Source organism: Streptomyces sp. NPDC005017, assembly GCF_042873115.1.
GTDB lineage: Bacteria > Actinomycetota > Actinomycetes > Streptomycetales > Streptomycetaceae > Streptomyces.
The window spans coordinates 20,352-37,324 of the sequence record NZ_JBIALD010000045.1 but is presented as its reverse complement, the minus strand read 5'-3'; the positions used below and the strand labels follow the sequence as shown (position 1 = coordinate 37,324).

The following is a 16,973-nucleotide window of genomic DNA, read 5'->3' as shown; positions in this document are numbered from 1 at the left end:
TTTTTTGGTGGTGGGCCCCCCGGCGGGGGGGGGGCGGCGCCCCCCCCGGGGGGGGGGCCCCCCGGGGGCCGGGGGGGGGGGGGGCCCCGGGGGGGGGGGCCGGGCCCCCCCCCCCCCCCCCCCACGCCACGACCCGAACGGCCCCGGTCATCTCACCTGAGCACCCGCTGTAGGACGTCACGTACGGGCAGCACAGCGCGACGCCCGAGGGTGGCACACGGCACCGTACGAGCCAGCACGACCCCGGCGAAGGAAGCAGCGACGACGGCGTTCTCCGCCGACGGCACCCTGCTCGCCAGCGCCGACCGCGACGGCACGATCCGACTGTGGAATCCCACCACCCGCCAGCCCGTCGGCGAACCCCTCACCGGCCACAAGGACACGATAGTCGCGGTGGCGTTCTCACCCGACAGCAGCCTCCTCGCCACCAGCAGCGACGATGCGGTCCGGCTGTGGGCGACTCCCACAGGCCTCCGGCGGCCGGAATGAGCAGGGCGACGCATCGACATCCCGGCAAGACCAGCACGGACCCTGGAACCCGACCCCCTCCGTACGGCCTCGCGGCACCGCTCGCCGCCAGCGCGGTCCTGTAGCCCGACGGCCGGACAGGACCTACCCCGGCCAGGGGAAGTGCCCGGGCCGGGCGAAAATCCCGATCGCCTGGTCCACTGCCGCACGCGACGTCACCGCTTCTCTGAGCTGCCGGGCCTCCTCCTCCGGCTCGACGATCCGCGGCGCCTCATCCTCCGGCTCACCGGTTCATCGCGTCATACCGGCATCCATCCGTGCCGCCGGGAATCCGTGAAGTGCCTCCCGGTCAGCCGCAATGGTGGCCGCTCTCAAGAGGCTCCCGGCAAGGGACTCGTCGCGCCACCGCAGCGTCGCGTTGATCGCGGCCCCATGCGGCGTGCGAAGCAAAACACGGGACCGCGCGACCCCGCCGTCGCCTCCAGGCCGAGGGGGTCGAGACAGCGCTGTGGTCCGGGACCGTCTTCGCCGTGCTCGCTCTGTTCGTCGCGCTGCTCATGGCCGTCGTCGCCCTCGCCGCAGCCCATCGGCATCGCCCTCACCGTAATCGGCGTCTTCACCGAAATCGTCGTCGGCGTCGTCCAGGCCCTGCGCCCGAGGCCCGCCTCCGAGACGGAGATCGGTCTTCACAGCGGCGTACAGCCCGTTCTCGGGACCGCGAGCCGTGCGCAGCAGCTCGCCGAGCACCGACAGACCGGACACACCGATCAGCCTGCCCCGGCCCCGCTGCCCTCCCGCGCCACCTTTTGGCACCACCGCTCCATGTTCCCCCAGGTCGAGCCACGAAGTACCGCTGGAGTACCAGGTGGGCGTCACCCGCCGGATCCCGATCGCCGGCTGAGCGCCTGCCGGAGCAGCACGTCCATGGCCTCGGCGGCCCGTACGGAGGCGTCCCCGCAGCAGTTGTTGAACAGCGCGTGCACCCGCTCGGCCTGTTCCCGGAGCCGGAGCAGTCTTGGCACCCACTCCTGCAGCTCGTCCGTCTGGTAGCGGTGGCGGAAGCGGTCCTCCTTGCTGCCCCTGCCCCAGGACGCGCTGCGCCCGTGGAATCGCACCACCGACAGCCGGGGCGAGGTGATGGGGGCGAGCGGCGGTACGGCCGACGCCGATGACTGTGCCATGTCCACGCCCACCGCGGCCGCCCCGTAGCGCTCCAGCAGCGCGGTCGTCTCCTTCGTCCGCTCCGCCGACCACCATGAGGGGTGTCGGAACTCCATCGCCAGGGGCCACCCGTGCGCGCGCCGTGCGCACTGCTCCACGAACGCCGCGCCGTGCGCCCCCGCCCGCAGCCAGGGCGGGAACTGCAACAGCACGCACCCCAGCCGTCCCGCCTCGCGCAGCGGCGCGATCCCGTCCGTGAACCGCGCCCACACCTCGTCCAGCACCGCCGCGTCACGCGCGTCGGCGGGCAGGTTGCCGGGCATCACCGCGTCCCGCGTGGGATGCCCGGTCAGCAGGGAGAAGGCCTTCACGTCGAAGACGAAGCCGTCCGGCGTCCGCTCCACCCACAGCGCGCTGTTCCGCGCGGAGGGCAGCGCGTAGTACGAGGCGTCGACCTCGACCACCGGGAACCGCGTGGCGTAGTGGCGCAGCCGCCCCTCGGCGTCCCTGCTGCCCGCCGGGTACCAGCCGCTGCTTACCAGCGCCCGGTCGGTCCAGGAGCAGGTGCCCACCAAGATCTCGCCCACGACATGTTCCTCCTCGCTCTCACCGGGAGGCCGGGTACCCACCCCACAGGCGCCCGTACCGGCGAGACCGGTGCACGGGTACGTGGACGCGGGCGCCGACGGGCATCGACATCGAAGACGGCACCCGATCTCCGGCCGAACCCGCAGGGCGGCCGACGGCGGCCCGGGCGGGCGGGTGTGCCGCTCTTCCTCGACGCCCGCACCGACACCTACCTCCTCGACACCGGGGACTACCGGCCTGCGGCCGACACCGTCCCCTTCCCCGAGCTCGGCGGCCCGTGGCCCCAGGCCGACCCGGCGGCGGGGCCCGGCACACGGACGACGTGAGCGGCCCGCCCGCAAACACACGTGAGAGAACCGGCCAAGCGGCACCCGCCGAAACCCCGCGGGGGCCAGGCGCGATCCGCTCGTCGAGCGGGACGAGGATCTGTTACCGCAGGCCGAGCAGGTAGATGGTCGCGCTGTCCAGTCCCATCGCCCGGGCACAGCGGTCCACCACTCCCGGCAGCCGGTAGGGAACGCTCGCATGGCCATCGGCGAGCAGCCTTCCAGCAACCGCTCATCCGGCCTCAGGGCAGTCGCACGGCCATGCGCGGCCGCCACGACGTCACCTCCGCTGCGTAGGCCCACTTTCACACCGCTCGCCCCGCAGGCCCGCCGCTCCTGCCGCACGGAGCTATTTGAACCGACTCCGCCATACGGCCGCGTGAGGCCCCGCCGAGCGCGAGACAGGAAGAAGCCAGCCCCGATCCCCCGGCGGCACGCACCCGCCCCGCCCGCCCCTTCCCTCCCTTTTTCTCGGGTCTGGCGAGCGCAGGAGGTGTGCAGAGGGGGACGTCGGGGCGGCAGACCACCGTTTTCCGGGGGTTGAGGTCTGGCCTCATCTTTATCAGGTCGATCACGGGGTGTCGGGGACGTCGATCAAGTCGCGCTGAGCCTCGGCTGATCGTCCGCTCAGGTTCGGTGCCGTCCGTCGCTGTACGCGCCTGTTGGTGTCAGCTGCTGATGTCATCTACTCCACGCAGTCTTGACAACGCACCCAGCACTTCATCCAAGCAAGTCAGTAGCGCCAGAGGTGATCGCACTGGCGCCATGTGAATGTGTCAACGGTGCGTTGAGGAAGCGTGTGTCACACCTCTTCCAGAGCTTCCCCGAACTCACGCAGCACTTTGCTGTGGCGGCTGCGGGCCAGTTCGTGCCCGACACCTATGGTGAGGGCGATCGGCCATTCGATGAGTTCGAGTGCCGTGAGGAAGCCGAGGCCCGCGAGGAATACGAGCTGGTCCCTGGGCGGCAGTTCGAGTTGCAGGTCGCCCACGCGGACGGTCACCGAATTGCCCGAGACGACGTGTTCAGCTGCAGCGCGGGGCCTGTGGCATCCCGTGATCGGAACCGGCGCACTGGAAGGCGCGGCCTTGAGGTCTGTCTCGTTTGTTTGCGCGGTCATGTCTTGGTCCGTTTCATCGGCCGGTGCCGGGCATCCGTTCGACGTCCCTCTTCCACGCTAACTCCGTACGGCCTGGCGCCCCAGTTCGGAAGATCGCGTATGCGACCGTGCGCTGACCTGGTGAGACGTTGACCTGCGCGATCTTGGGGAGGTTGCCGGCGTTCCCCGCTGTTCCCCGCCGCTCGCTCTCCCATCGGGCACGCCGGGGACACGCGGTCACTCGTAGTGCCGTGCGGCGGTGAGCGCGCGGGCGAAGAACGTCCAGTCGCCCTCGGCCGGCAGTGCCTGCTTGTGGTTGGCGTACCAGCCTGGCGCGGACGAGATCCAGGCTTCCAGAGCCTCCAGGAAGGCGTCCAGAGTCCCGTTCTCCCACTCGGCGCCACTCTCGTCGTACTCGGCTCGGAATCGCGCCAGGAAGACGCATAGGGCTTCGCGATCGGCGATGTGGTCCTGAGGTGTCAGGGGATTGGTCACGGAGAAGCCCCGCCTAGTCAGTGATCCGGTAGTAGTTCGCCGTCACGCCGGTCGCCTCGCCGAGTTGCCGTGCCATCTCCGCAACGATCGCATCGGCTGCGTCGAGGGATGGTGCGCCGTCGACGTGCACGTACCAGGTGCTGGCAAGCTCCCACGATGCCGAGACCGTGGTGTTGCCTGTGCGGAACGAGTGATCGCCATCACCTTCGACTGAGTCACATGCGATCGATTGGGGCTGAAGGACGGCTGGGAAGGCATCGCGCGGAATGACAGGCCAGTCGTCACCGCTGGCGGCACTGATCGTGTATTCGGCCACGGCGAGATCATTTCAGGCGACCGGGGTTGATGGTTCCTCAACTGTGCTTCGCTGGTTGGCGCCTGCGGTACCCGAAGCACCGTCTCTGAGCAGGGGAGGAGCCGTCGTCGCCTGTCGTCGTCGGCCACCATCGGACGGCTCAGGGACGGCCCAGCACCGGCCGTCCCTGAGCTGTGGACTGGCCCGGTTGTCGGTCGGAGCACGGGCACCTTCTGATCCGTAGCTCCAGCAGGATCGGTCAGTGACGGTCATACCGGCCGCCCCGAGGCCCCGGAGGGACGCTACCGGGCAGGGTCGGTTGCCGGGGTTGCGGTACGGAGCTGCTGTACAGCGACCGCGGGCAGGAAGCCTGTCCTGCCGGCTCCTTCATCGACTGCGGGCAACCGCACCTTCCGGCCCGTCTGGGGCACGCCGGGCCGTCACCAGGTAGCCCGCGAAGCTGACGTCCGGCCTGGCCTTCGCCCACCCGTCCGCCTCTTTGACCGGAACCAGCACGGCCGTGCCCGGAACAGGGTGGTTCACCTTGTCCGTAGCGCCCGGGGGTACCCCGTAACGGCAGTGCACCTCGGCGATCGACACCACCTCCACCGAGGTGGGTGCGTGTCCCTCCTCCTGGCCGTGATGTTCCTCGCGGTAGTCGATCTGATCCGCACGTTCGCTGCCGACGACGTCGGCGTAATCCTCCGGATCGACCTCCAGCAGCGTCCAGGAGACGACATCCCCTGGCGCGAAGCTCTGTCCGCAGCACTGGATCTGCCAGTCATCGACCCAAATCGTCAACGTCATGCCGCCAATTGTCCTCCGAACGACCTGATCTCATCGGGGGCCTCGCGCATGATCTACGACACCCGCTTCAGGAGTTCGGTCTAGGCCCGGCTCCGGACTCGTCGACGGCTGGTCCGGCGGTCGTGCGAGGCGTGGCTGTGTGCCGCTGTCCGGGCTCGTTGATGATGCTCCTACGGCTGTCAAACGAGCGGCCCTGTCTCACTTTCGGTGGTAACGGAGTGTTGCCGACTTCTCCGTGGGTGATACCTGCAGGTCGGCAAGGGTTCTGGTGCGCGTGCTCGCCGGTTGGCGCCGGGCCGGAGCAGCCAGGCTCGCCAATCGCCGAACCTCACGCCTGCAGCGTCAAGCAAGGCACCGACTGCAGAGTTCCCGGCAGCCAGTTCGGACATCACAAATATGACACTCCGTTACCATCAAAAGTGAGGCAGGGCCGTTAAATTGACACACCCTTCGACGGCGGTCGTGGGCGGAGTTGCCGTGCTTCCCCGCCCACGAGGATGGTCAGCGTCCGGCCTGCAAGGCTGCCCAGGTCTGCGGGCCGACGTCGCCGTCGACGCCGAGGTTGCGGGTGGTCTGGTAGTCGCGCACGGCTTGTTCGGTGTTGGGGCCGAAGTCGCCGTCGATGCCCACGGTGCGGCCGAGTGCCGCGGTCAGTGCTCGCTGCAGTCGGCTGACGTCCGCGCCGGTCGACCCGTTCTGCAGCGCCGGTGTCGAGCCGTACGACAGCAGGGCCGTCCAGGTCCTGGCGCCGATGTCACCGTCGGCCGTGAGGCCTCGGGCGGACTGGAAGGCCTTCGTCGCCGTTTCGGTGTTGGGCCCGAAGTCGCCGTCCGGTTCTCCCGGATTGTGTCCGGCGGCGATCAGCCGGCATTGCGCCGCCTTGACCAGACTGCCGGTGGATCCCTGCTGGATGAGGGGGTACGCAGTGAAGTCGAGGTTGATGCCGCTGCAGGTGGGCGCTGGTGTGCCGCCGCAGTTGTTGCTGGTGACGTTCCGCCAGGTCTGGCCGTTGGCCTGGCCGTACTCGACGCCGTTGAACCAGGGGCGGATCCGTTCGGAGGTGGAGTTGCCCCAGGTGGCGGATCCGTTGTTGTCGGCGTCGTAGGCGAGCTCGAAGTGCAGGTGCGGGTGGTTGTTGGAGGTGGGCCCCGTCCTGCCGACCCGGCCGATCAGCTGGCCGCGCTGCACCGTCTGACCGACGCTGACATCGCGGCTCTGCAGGTGCAGGTACGTGGTGAAGTAGCGCTGCCCGTGGTTGATCTGGATCACGTTGCCGGCGTTGGAGTGGTAGAAGGACTGCCGGACCGTGCCGGAGGCCGGAGCCAGCACCGGTGCTCCTTCGGTGCCGACCTGGTTGGGCTCGCGGACCATGTCGAGCGCGGGTGCGTGTGCCCAGCTGTCGAGTCGCCACTGCTGGCCGCAGGTGAAGGGCAGTTGGAAGGCGATGGGCGGGGCCGCCGCGGCGGCCGGCGTCGCGGCCTGCCAGGGCAGGACGACGAGGGCGGCGAAGGCCACGAGCAGTCTGCCGAGCAGCCCTGGGCTGAGCGTGCGGATGAGGGATGTCAACATGTCTCCTTCTCTGGTGCCGAGTTCATGCGTGTCTGGTGCGGGGTGTGCGGGCGGCGATGAACGGCAGGTGCTCCTGCGCTGTGGCTGGGCGCTGCGGGACGGCCGCGTTCGGTCGCGGTGTGTCGCCCGCACGGCGGTCACGATGAGGGCCGAGGTGGGTGCAGCCGCGTACGGCCCTCATCGTGAACTCACCGACGGGGAGCGACCGGTGCGCTGAGGGTGCCCTGCGTCGGTATAGCCCGGGTATTTCCGAAGGTCACCCGGCCGCCCTGGGCGGTGGTGCCGGCCACGGACCGCTTACCGGGGGCACGCCGCGCCGGCGGCGTGCCCGGGTCAGGGCTGCGGGCAGAGCGCGCCGGTGTCCTGGCCGGGGAGGTGGCGGTCGAGTTGCGTCGCGGTGGGCGGTGAGGCGGTGGCTCGGCAGATGCGCCGGACGGCTTCGGTCGCGGTCAGCGGCCAGTGGATGATGCGCTGGTCGGCTCCCGCGGACAGCAGGGTTCCGTCCGGGGTGAACGCCAGGCCCTGCACGTCTGCCGAGTGGCCGGTGAGGGTGGCGATGCGCCGGTGGGTGCGTACATCCCAGACGACGACGGTGTGATCCTCACCTGCCGAGGCGAGGAGGCGTCCGTCCCTGCTGAAGGCGAGCGTGCCGACCGCCGCGGTGTGGCCGGTCAGGGTGCCCCTGCTTTTCCCTGTCCGGGTCGACCACAGGCGCACCGTGTGGTCCGAGCCGGCGGTGGCGATCAGATCGCCCGCCGCAGTGGCAGCGATGTCCTGCGTGGACCCCTGCGTGGCCGGGAAGGCCTTCACCAGCCGGTCGTCGGCGGTGCTCCACACGGCGATGCCGCCGGCCGGTGTGCTCGCGACGAGGAGGCCGCCCCGGGCGGGGTAGGCCATGGCGGTCGAGGTCCGCGGGCCGGGCGGCGCCGGCAGTGGACGGGGGTGTGCCGGGTCGCCGACCCTCCAGCGGAACGTTCCTCCCAGGGACATCACGGTGACCGTGCTGCCGTCCGGGCTGAAGGCGACGTCCGTGCCGGTGCCCATACCGGTGAAGGCGATAGTGGTGTGGCGCCGCCCGGTCGACGGGTTCCACAGCGTCAGGGTGTGGTCGCGCGTCACGGCCGCCAGCACCGTGGCGTCCGGGTTGAACGCGACTGCCTTGACATGGTCGGAGTGTCCGCCCAGCAGCCGTTCGGCAGCACCGGAGGCATCCCAGATCCGTACGGACCCGTCGTCGCCGGCGGAGGCGACGAGCCGGCCGTCGGGACTGACGTCCACGTCGTTCACGGCGCCGCCGTGACCGCTGAAGGGGAGAGCCGTCCGGCGCACCACGATGGTGCGTCCCAGGCCACCCGAGACGACCGTGCTCGCGTCCGGTGCCAGGTCCAGAGCCATGGTCTCCGAGCGGTAGCGGTCGGCGTGGCGGGCGATCTGCTCGCGGCGCCGGTAGTCCCAGATCGAGATCATGCCCTCTTCGTCGGCGATCGCGATCCGGTCACCGACCGGTGCGGAGATCATCCAGGGGAAGGCCGTCTGCACCGGGAGGTCGGCGAACTGGCGGGCCGAGCGGCCGGTCAGCCGCCAGAACCTGATGCCGTGTTCTTCGGAGGCCGTGGCCAGGACATCGGATGTGGAGCCGAACCGGGCGACCTGGGCGCCCTCGGTGTTCAGCTCGGAGCGACGGCGACCGGTTTCGATGTCCCAGACGGCCACCGTCCCATCGGTACGGGTGACGGCCAGCGAGCGCTGGTCGCCGGCCAGGCTGAGTGCCGCGGGCATACCGGTGGGCAGGAACATGGCCCTGCCACCGCCCAGCGTGGCCACCCGTGTGCCCTCGCCCGTGCCGTAGGCCACGACCGTGCCGTCGGCGCTGAAGGCCAGACCGTTGCTGAGGTCGCCGGACACGACCTGCTTGAACAGCACCTTTCTCGACCGGACCTCCCGCACGACGACCGAGCCTGCGGTCGGCTGCTTCGGATCGTTCAACCGGGCCAGGGACGCCAGCCGGGTACCGTCGGCGTTGAAGGCCACCCTCAGCGCGAAGAACCCCTCGGGGAGCGGCTTGACGACATGCTCGGTGAAGGAGGCCAGCCTCTTGCGCCGTTTCGGATCCCACAGCTCCACGGTGCCGTCGCTGGTGGCCGCGGCCACCAACGAGCCGTGAGGGGACAGGGCCAGGCCGAACGACGCGGGCCCGTTCGTGTTCAGTACGACGCTGGGCTGCGCGGACGCCGACGTACTGATCACCGCGCCCAGGGTGTCGGCGTCGGGATGCAGCCGATAGGCGGCCAGGGCGAGGGACCGGGCCACGTCCGGGTCGGTGGCGACCAGCGAGCGCGACGTGAGCGCGGCCTGATGGGCCAGGACGGTCAGGTGCTCGCGCTGTGCCACCTGCCGCTGCTGCCAGGCGGCACCGCCCCCGGCCACGGTCGCCACCAGCAGCACCGCCAGCACCACCGCCAGGCCCCTCAGCCGGCGCACCCGGCGCCGGGCCGCAGCGAGTTCGGACTCGGCCAGCTCCTCGCTGGCGTCGAGGAACTCACGCTCCAGAAGGTTCAACTCCGAGCGGTGCGGGCGCGCCTCGGCCAGCCCCGAGCCCCGATAGAGCCCTCCGGCGTCCCGCCCCGACTGCTGCCACACACGGGCCGCGGCGGTGAGCCGCTGCCGTACGACCAGGCGCTGGCGATCCTCGCTCAGCCAGGCCCGCAGCCTGGGCCACGCCACGATGAGCGCCTCATGGGCGATCTCCACCCGATCCTCGTCCACGACCACCAGGCGCGCCGCCACCAGTTCGTCGACCACATCCGCGACCGCCGCGGCCGGGCCCATCCCGTCGAGTTCGGTCTGCGGGACCCGTCGCCGACTGTCCCGCACCCCGTCCTCGTCCAGGCTGATCAGCCGCTGCATGAGCCGGCGCACCAGGTCCTGCTCGGCGGGTTCGAGCTCGGCGTAGACGTGCTCGGCGGTCTGGGCGATCGCATCGTGCATCCCGCCCCCTGCCTCGTACGCCGCGAGGGTCAGGGTGCGGCCGGCCCGGTTGCGCCAGGTCTCCCGCAGCGCGTGGGACACCAACGGGAGTGCGGCGGCAGCGCCGGAGGCCTCCGCCACCACGGTGGCCAACAGGTCGGCGTCGACCGAGCAGCCCTCAAGATCCGCCGGCCGGACGATCAGCTCTCGCAGTTCCGCGGCCGACGGCGGACCGACCAGCAGCTGCGCCTCGCTCATCAGTGCCGGCGCCAGCCCGCTCAGCCCGGTCATCTGGAGGAAAAAGTCCGCACGGACACTGAGCACGACCTTCGTTCCGGCATGGGACGCCGCCAACAGCCCGGCGACGAACTCCTCCCGTACCGTTGGATCGGAGCACATGGTGAACAGTTCCTCGAACTGATCGACCACCAGCAGCACCTGACCGGCGGGCCGGTCGTGCTCGGCGAGCGCCGTCGCCAACTGTTTCACGGGCTGGTCGGTCGGCGTCATCATGACCGGCTGCCACCGAGCGGTCGTGTCCCGCCGGATCCGGCCCAGTAGGCCCGCCGCCAGCAGCGACGTCTTCCCCGATCCCGACGCGCCGAACACGACGACCACGGGGAAGCGTTCCACGCGCTCCCACAGCAGCCCGCACAGCCGGTCGCGGCCGAAGAACCGGTCGTGATCCGAGGAGGTGAACGCCGGCAGACCCCGGTAGGGGTTGGCCCCGACAGGCACCAGTGCCGCGACGGGGACCGGAGAGGGCATGAGGCCCTCATCGCCGCGGAGCATCGCCTGGTGCAGGCGCTGCAGACCCGGGCCGGGCTCGACGCCCAGTTCGGCCCCGTACAGCGCATGGGTCCGCCGGTAGAGCTCGAACGCCTCGGCCTGCCTGCCCGAGCGATACAGGGCCGTCATGAGCTGGCCGCGAAGCGACTCCCGAAAGGGATGCCGGGGCAGCAGCTCCGTCAGCTCCACGACCACCTCGGCATGCCTGCCGAGGGCCAGACCGCAATCAACCCACCGCTCATGCACGGCAAGACGCAGTTCCTCCAGCCGGGCCGCCCGGGTCGCGACGGCTTCGGTATCCAGGAACTCCGCGAACGCAGGCCCGTTCCAGCACCGCAGCGCCTCACCGTGCAACTCCTGCGCGCCCGCTGTCTCACCTTGTCGCAGGGCCTCCTCCGCCTGGAGGGCCAGCCGTTCGAACCGCGTGGCGTCCAGCGCATCACCCGCCACCACGAGATAGCCGTCGCCCTGCCGTTCGATGCGCTCCGGGCCCAGGGCCTTGCGCAGTTGATGGACATAGAGCTGCAGGTTCTTACGCGCCGAGCGCGGCGGTCGCTCGCCCCACAGTGCGCCCATCAGGAGCTCCGAAGGCACGGGCCGGTCAGGCCTGCTCAGCAGGACCGCGAGCAGCAGACGCACCTTGGGCGATCCGATGTCGACCGGCAAGCCCTCGCGACGGACCGCCAGATCCCCCAGAATCCCCAACTCCACTCGGCCTCCCCCAAGGCTGCACGGATCAACGCTGGCGGCCCGAAGGTACACCAGCCCCTCCGACACAGACCCGCGCCGGACCGCCCGAGCCACGCATGACGCCGCGCCGACGTGGATCAGCGGACCGCCGCATGGTGCGGCCCCTGGGCCGGCACCCCCTGGCCGCATGCCCAAAAGGTCCGCGATGCGCAGCCGGCCGAAGCCACGCCCGATCACCTGCCGCATGCATCCCCATCAGGACTTATACGGCTCCTATACCGCGTCCCACAACGATCGCTTCCCGTACCGGGCCCACCGGCTCCTTGGCCCCTCCGATCCAGGAAGGAACGGGTGCGCCCATCCAGCACGACACCGACCGGTCCAACAGGCACCCCCCGCCGTGGAGATGACGTCGGAGTCGCAGAGAACGCGAAAGGACACAGCGTGAAGCTCGGGTTCAGCTCGGGAAGCGACCAGAACACCCATCAGCGGATCACTGGGAAGGCAGGACAGCACATGCGTACAAAGCTCGCGGCAGTCGCAGGAGTGGCCGCCATGACCGCCACGCTCGGACTGGTCGGCGCGTCCCCCTCGGCCGCCGGCCCCAACTGCGACCCCGGCCACCACTGCGTCTTCTACACCGACATCAAGTCCGCACGGCAGTCCTTCTTCAACTCCGATCCGGACTTCTCCAACGACACCTTCGACGAGTACAACAAGAGCGGGGTCGGTCGCAACTTCCCGGTCAACAACAACGTCTACTCGGCCAGCAATTCAAGCACCGGGAACTACGAGAGCCACTTCTGGGACAACACCAACGGAACGGGCTTCCTCTTCTGCCTGAACCCTGGTCACTACGTCGACTCCGCCTCCACCGTCGACCAGGCGGGCAAGCAGAACGGCGATCCGCTGCCCTCCAACCTCCGAAACCGGGCCAGCCGGCTGACGCTCCCGGGCCGGACGTCGACCGACTGCTTCTGACCTCGGTGAACGTGCGGGCCCGGAGCAAACCGGGCCCGCACGTTTCGGACCTCGACAGGATTCACATGGCACTGAGCTTCCACGGCACTCGCCGACACATCGCCGCCTGCGTCCTGACCGCCACTGTGGGCGCAACGATCTGGGCGCTCGCCGACGCCAGGGCCCAGAACCCCGAACCCCGGCCCCATCGTCCGCCGTCCCCGGCCGCACTGGCCGAACAAGGCCTGCGTCCGCCGATCTACACCCAGCTCTACGCCTGGACCCAGAGCGGCGAACAGATCGCGACCGCCCAGCAACAGGTCCTCGTCGCCTGCATGGCCGAGCGCGGATTCACCCTCAAGCCCGCTCCCGTGGCGAAGGCGGGTGACGCGGCGGTGTCCCGCCCGACTCCGTTCGGTCTCGAGACGCTCGAAGAAATCGGGGCGGACAGCCAGACGCAGGCGCCACCGGAGCAGCCGCAAGGAGAAGGCTTCAACCGCGCCCTCTACGGCAAACCCGGAAACGAGATCTCCGTCAAGGGCAAGCTGCTCAAGGTGACCATGCCGGCGAGCGGCTGCCAGGCCGAGGCGGAGAAGCACATGCTGGGCGACGGCCGGGTGCGGTGGACGGAGCTGCGGATGCAGCTCAACGAAGGGGAGCAGACAGCCTTCAGGTGGCTCAAGCACGACCCCCTCTTCCGCGAGGCGAACGAGAACTGGCGGCAGTGCATGCTCACCAACCGCGTCCAGGCCAAAGACCCCCTCGACCTGATCAGAGCCTTGCCGCCCGACGCGGACATCCGCACCCACCCCGCAACCAGGGCGGACGTCCACTGCAAGCAGGACACCGGATACCTGCGCACCGCCTACGCCAGACTCGCCGTGATGCAGCAGCGCTGGCTCGACGATCACCCCGACGTGCTCAAGGAACGCACCGCGCTGCGGGACAGGCAGCGGAGAATCGCCCGCCAGGTCCTCCAGGGGCAGACCGGCTGAGCACCCCGGCGCACCCGCTCTGCCCCGGCCCGGCGGCACTGGGGACCCGGCAGGCGAAGCGGGGGGTGTTCGTACTGGCGCAACAGCCCGTTGTTCTCCGAGTCACCCGACGATCCCGCCGGACCTCTCCCGTCGAAGAGGCCCGGCCCGCCAAGGCTGCACCAATAGGTGTTCTCGTTCAAAACCCGCTGCCAGGGGGCGTGTGGGTCTGCGAAGTAGACGGGCAGCCCGGTCTCGACCGTGAGCTGGGCGTGAGCGGCCAGCTCCGTGCCGCGGTCCCAGGTCAGTGACCGGCGGAGCTGGCCGGGCAGGGTGATCACGGTGGTGGCCAGGGCGTCCTTCATGGCCGCGGCGCCCTGAAAGCCGTGAAGAGTCGTCGGCCGAACGAGTTGTTCCGGTGTCGGCCCCGCACTGTCACGCCGGCGGAAGCTCGGCGCAGGACCAGGGTGGGCTGAGCGCACCGTCCGGCTCCAGGCCGTAGCGGCGCAATTGCTCGGCCTGCGCTTCGGGCAGGTACTGTGCGATGCTCTCGGGACTGGAGGAGCCCGCCCAGTCGTTGTGTTCACGGTCGAGTCGTTCCGCCGTTCGGACGTCACCGCGGAGATTCGCATCGCGGGCGACAATGCTCAGGGCCTGCGCATCACCGTGTTCTGCGGCAGCGCGCGCCGCGCTTTCCGCGCCGGCCAGGTCGTCCGCCCTCGCCCGCGCGATGGCGATGTGGAGCAGCGCGTCCACTGGATCGTCGTCCATCAGCTCACGGTAGAACTGTTCGGCGAGGTCGTAGTCGCCGCACAACAGGGCGCGGTTTGCCAGTACCCGCAGTTCCACGCAGTCGCCGTTGCGAGCCGCTGCCAGGGCCGCTTCGGGCTCGATGGCGTCAACATTCATCTCGGCCAGCAGCGAGCGTGCCACGGCGTCGCCGCGTTCGGCCAGTTCGCGGTAGAGCCGCTCGGCGCCTTCGAGGTCTCTGGCGCTGTAGAGCTGGTCCGCCAGGCCGCGCAGCGGGTAGATGTTGCCCGCCACGGCCGCATCACGGGCTGCTGCCTCCGCGCCCGCGCGGTCTCCGAACCGCCAGAGTGCGGCCGTCAGGTCACGTAGGGCGTAGGAGCCGCCGCGGGCGGCGGAGGCCCGGTAGAGACGCTCGGCCGCCTCCGCATCGCCCTCGTCGACCGCGGCTTGCGCCAGCGCGGACAGCGTCCACCCGCCGTCGGCGTCGTGCGCGGCCTTCTCGGCGACGGCGCGGTGTCCTGCCCGCCACAGGTCCACCGTGTCCGAGATGGCCGCATTACCACGCCGTCCTGCCGACACATTTGGCTCCGAGGCGGTCCCGGACCGTGCCGCCGCCCGTTTCACCGCATCCGCCTTCTCCGGCTCTCCGGCCCTCGCCCAGAGGCGACTCAGCGCCTTCAGTGCCTCGCTGTCGCCGTGTTCCGCCGCCCGTTCGTAGAGCCGTGCCGCGCGGGCGGTGTCCCCTGCCGCGGCAATCGCCGCCGCCACATGACACAAGGCCGCCGTGACGTGCTGTTCCTCGGCGGCCCGGGTGGCCATGACCTCAGCGCCGTCGTAGTCACGCCAGGCGCAGCACAGTTGCGCGAGGCGGGCGTACGCCGACGTGCTGCCCTGTTGTGCCGCCCTGTGCAACAGCCGGGCAGCGACTCCGTAGCGCAGTCGCTTGGCCGCCTGCTCGGCGAGCTGTCCCAGCATGTCGGTGTCGGCCACGGTGCGGGCGGCGGCGTCCCAGAAGCCTGCCGGGGGAAAGGCGGGGCCGCGTTCACGGCGGCCGACCTGCTCGATGTAGTCGGCCAGACGATAGGCGGCCGAGCGGTAGTCGGTTCGCCCCGAGGAGAGTTCGCCGGTGCGGGGCCGGTACTCGATGAGGATGCCGGGTACCCCTCGACAGGGCCGGGAAAGGTAGTCGAGCGAGGAGTCGAACCAGTCGGCCTCCACTTGGGCCCACACATCCTCCGGCAGGCAGGCGGCAGCGGCGTCACGCAGGAACGGTCCGGGCAGTGGCGCGGTGTGCCCCAGTCTGCGGGCATCGACGGCCGCGTGGACGACGGCCTGGACGGTTTCGTCCGCCTGCCGGTAGCGTGCCTCCAGTTCCGGCGCTCCGGCAAGATACTGGGTGACCCGCCCGCCAGAAAGCCGTACAGCCAAACGCAGCCGCGGGTCCTTCTCCCACGCGGCCGCGAGCCCGTCGAGTTGCCGATCCGTGAAGGCCGCGGGCACCACGATACGGCGTGCAAGGCGCAGGAGAGCCGCGGCGGCCGGACGGTCGCTGCCCACACGGCTCAGCCGGTCCCACTGGTCCGGCTACATCGAGCCCAGGATGAGTACGGGGGCGTCGACGCGGCGCTGAAGGCGTGCGTGCATGGCGGAGGCAGCCCGTTCTCCGCCCGCATCGATGCCCAGGTACTGCCAGGCGTCGTTGAGCCACACGACGGTGCGCGGTCCCAGACGCTCGTCCGCCAGCGCCGCGATCAGCGCTTCGGATCGTGTGGGGGTCAGGGGGTGCCACAGCCGCCAGTCCGGCAGTAACTCGCGGACCGCCTCCCAGCACGCTCGCGTCTTACCGAACGAGGATCCGCCGACAAGGACGACCAGTCCCCCGTGCTCGTCGGCAGCCCTGAGCTCGTCGCGCAGCGCCTGGTCATGTGGTCTGGGCAGGTAGGGCGGCAGGGGGCCGGTACCGCCCTCGATCGCCGGATGGACTTCCAGACCGAGAGCGTCCTCGTCCCTCAACGTGCCCACCACGCGGCCCAGCCAAGGAGAGCCGGCGGACCTGGCTGCTGGCTCTCCCTTGATCGGCTGCGCGTCCTCGACGAGCTTGTTCCAGTAGACGCGCCGCTGGGTGCGGTCACCCGCCCATCGGGCCCACACGCGCACCAGTGCCCACACCTGGTCGGCGTCACGCGGCGCACGGCCCTGTTCCGGGTCCAGCCACGAACTGATACGGCGGGCGTCAAGACGGCCACCTTGACCGTCTTTGCCGACCTCCCGCGCGGCTTCGCTCCGGGAGTCCGGCAGGCCACAGGAACGACGCGCGGCCCGACCGCTGCGTTCCAGCGCCCGCAGTGCCTCCTGCAGCGCCGATAAGCCCGATCTGGTCGTCATGGCACCTTCCCGCCCCCGCCGTTCCCGCATTGCGCTGTGCGGACGGGGCGCCGACCTGCAGCGTAGCTCCGACTCCCCCGCATCGCCCGCACGTTGGGACATCGCACAGCCGCCCCGGTCACGCTCCCTTCACCGCATCGAATCGCCAGGAAGGAACACCGTGAAGCGGAAGAAGCAGAAGAACTCAACCACGCGCCGACTGAGCCGCACCGCCTTGTTCGGTGCAGTGCGGGGAATCGCGACAGCGGCAGGCTATGCCATGGGGGCGGCGCTCATGTGGTGGCTGCGCGGTGGGTGAAAAGGCGCCCCCCACACCGCTCGTACGACGCCCCCAGCCCCAGCGACGTGACCGGGCTGCGCACCCAGCTCGCCGAGGAACGCGCCGCACGCGCTTTCGCCGAGAACGAGGCCCGCAACCTCCGCGAGCGCCTGGCCGGACGCACCAAGCACATCGCATGGTGTCCTGGTGCGGTTCGGCACACCCGTGCCGCTGCCCGCTCCGGGCCGGACGCCCTGACCGGCAGGATCAGCGCGTGCGGCTGACGCCGGATCGGTTCCGTACAGGCCTGCTGCGCAGTCCGGTACGGGGTCCTCGGACGACGACGGCGGCTCCCAGGACCTCGTGGTCCTGTGAGCCGCCGTCACACGCC

General features: G+C 70.3%; 14 protein-coding genes and 3 pseudogenes. 5 read left to right on the top strand and 12 right to left on the bottom strand.

The window, feature by feature from the left end; translation table 11 throughout:
• The first annotated feature begins 210 nt into the window (after window positions 1-210).
• Entirely contained in the window at window positions 211-489 is a 279-nt protein-coding gene (locus ACFYR0_RS36815; RefSeq protein ID WP_389338420.1) for a WD40 repeat domain-containing protein, read from the top strand.
• 534 nt (window positions 490-1,023) lie between these two features.
• On the opposite strand, the gene ACFYR0_RS36810 is transcribed toward ACFYR0_RS36815, so the two are convergent.
• Both ACFYR0_RS36810 and ACFYR0_RS36805 read right to left on the bottom strand, forming a co-directional pair.
• Window positions 1,024-1,230, bottom strand: a complete 207-nt coding sequence (locus tag ACFYR0_RS36810; RefSeq protein ID WP_389338417.1) for a hypothetical protein — start codon at window positions 1,228-1,230, stop codon at window positions 1,024-1,026.
• Between the two features lie 110 nt (window positions 1,231-1,340).
• Entirely contained in the window at window positions 1,341-2,216 is an 876-nt protein-coding gene (locus ACFYR0_RS36805; protein ID WP_389338414.1) for a DUF72 domain-containing protein, read from the bottom strand.
• A gap of 177 nt (window positions 2,217-2,393) precedes the next feature.
• Between ACFYR0_RS36805 and ACFYR0_RS36800 the strand changes: the two genes are divergently transcribed.
• Window positions 2,394-2,543, top strand: a complete 150-nt coding sequence (locus ACFYR0_RS36800; protein WP_389338411.1) for a hypothetical protein — start codon at window positions 2,394-2,396, stop codon at window positions 2,541-2,543.
• Between the two features lie 802 nt (window positions 2,544-3,345).
• Here ACFYR0_RS36800 and ACFYR0_RS36795 read toward each other — a convergent pair.
• The 7 genes and pseudogenes from ACFYR0_RS36795 to ACFYR0_RS36765 all read right to left on the bottom strand — a co-directional run bounded on the left by ACFYR0_RS36795 (window position 3,346) and on the right by ACFYR0_RS36765 (window position 11,275).
• On the bottom strand, window positions 3,346-3,663 hold the full coding sequence (locus ACFYR0_RS36795; protein WP_389338408.1) for a hypothetical protein: 318 nt from the start codon (window positions 3,661-3,663) through the stop codon (window positions 3,346-3,348).
• Between the two features lie 216 nt (window positions 3,664-3,879).
• Window positions 3,880-4,137: a hypothetical protein gene (locus ACFYR0_RS36790; RefSeq protein WP_389338406.1), complete on the bottom strand. Its 258-nt coding sequence runs from the start codon at window positions 4,135-4,137 to the stop codon at window positions 3,880-3,882.
• A gap of 13 nt (window positions 4,138-4,150) precedes the next feature.
• Window positions 4,151-4,453: a hypothetical protein gene (locus ACFYR0_RS36785; protein ID WP_389338403.1), complete on the bottom strand. Its 303-nt coding sequence runs from the start codon at window positions 4,451-4,453 to the stop codon at window positions 4,151-4,153.
• 366 nt (window positions 4,454-4,819) lie between these two features.
• Window positions 4,820-5,239, bottom strand: coding sequence for a DUF6578 domain-containing protein (locus ACFYR0_RS36780; RefSeq protein ID WP_389338400.1), 420 nt, complete (start codon window positions 5,237-5,239; stop codon window positions 4,820-4,822).
• A gap of 501 nt (window positions 5,240-5,740) precedes the next feature.
• Window positions 5,741-6,208 (bottom strand): annotated as a pseudogene (locus tag ACFYR0_RS36775) (peptidoglycan-binding protein); the annotation flags it as partial.
• 141 nt (window positions 6,209-6,349) lie between these two features.
• Window positions 6,350-6,610 (bottom strand): annotated as a pseudogene (locus ACFYR0_RS36770) (M23 family metallopeptidase); the annotation flags it as partial.
• Between the two features lie 531 nt (window positions 6,611-7,141).
• Complete coding sequence (locus tag ACFYR0_RS36765) at window positions 7,142-11,275, bottom strand: BTAD domain-containing putative transcriptional regulator (protein ID WP_389338397.1); 4,134 nt, start codon at window positions 11,273-11,275, stop codon at window positions 7,142-7,144.
• Between the two features lie 534 nt (window positions 11,276-11,809).
• Between ACFYR0_RS36765 and ACFYR0_RS36760 the strand changes: the two genes are divergently transcribed.
• Together ACFYR0_RS36760 and ACFYR0_RS36755 are read left to right on the top strand one after the other, a co-directional pair.
• The gene (locus ACFYR0_RS36760; protein WP_389338394.1) at window positions 11,810-12,235 is read left to right on the top strand and encodes a hypothetical protein; all 426 of its coding nucleotides are present in this window, start codon (window positions 11,810-11,812) and stop codon (window positions 12,233-12,235) included.
• A gap of 65 nt (window positions 12,236-12,300) precedes the next feature.
• A complete protein-coding gene (locus ACFYR0_RS36755) occupies window positions 12,301-13,209 on the top strand; it encodes a hypothetical protein (protein WP_389338391.1) in 909 nt (302 codons plus the stop codon).
• 71 nt (window positions 13,210-13,280) lie between these two features.
• Here the strand turns inward: ACFYR0_RS36755 and ACFYR0_RS36750 are convergent.
• From ACFYR0_RS36750 to ACFYR0_RS36740, 3 genes and pseudogenes are all read right to left on the bottom strand, one after another.
• Window positions 13,281-13,565 (bottom strand): annotated as a pseudogene (locus ACFYR0_RS36750) (transposase); the annotation flags it as partial.
• Between the two features lie 58 nt (window positions 13,566-13,623).
• Complete coding sequence (locus ACFYR0_RS36745; protein WP_389338388.1) at window positions 13,624-15,495, bottom strand: hypothetical protein; 1,872 nt, start codon at window positions 15,493-15,495, stop codon at window positions 13,624-13,626.
• 27 nt (window positions 15,496-15,522) lie between these two features.
• Window positions 15,523-16,323: a hypothetical protein gene (locus tag ACFYR0_RS36740; RefSeq protein ID WP_389338385.1), complete on the bottom strand. Its 801-nt coding sequence runs from the start codon at window positions 16,321-16,323 to the stop codon at window positions 15,523-15,525.
• 345 nt (window positions 16,324-16,668) lie between these two features.
• Between ACFYR0_RS36740 and ACFYR0_RS36735 the strand changes: the two genes are divergently transcribed.
• Complete coding sequence (locus tag ACFYR0_RS36735; RefSeq protein ID WP_389338382.1) at window positions 16,669-16,866, top strand: hypothetical protein; 198 nt, start codon at window positions 16,669-16,671, stop codon at window positions 16,864-16,866.
• The last annotated feature ends 107 nt before the right edge of the window (window positions 16,867-16,973 follow it).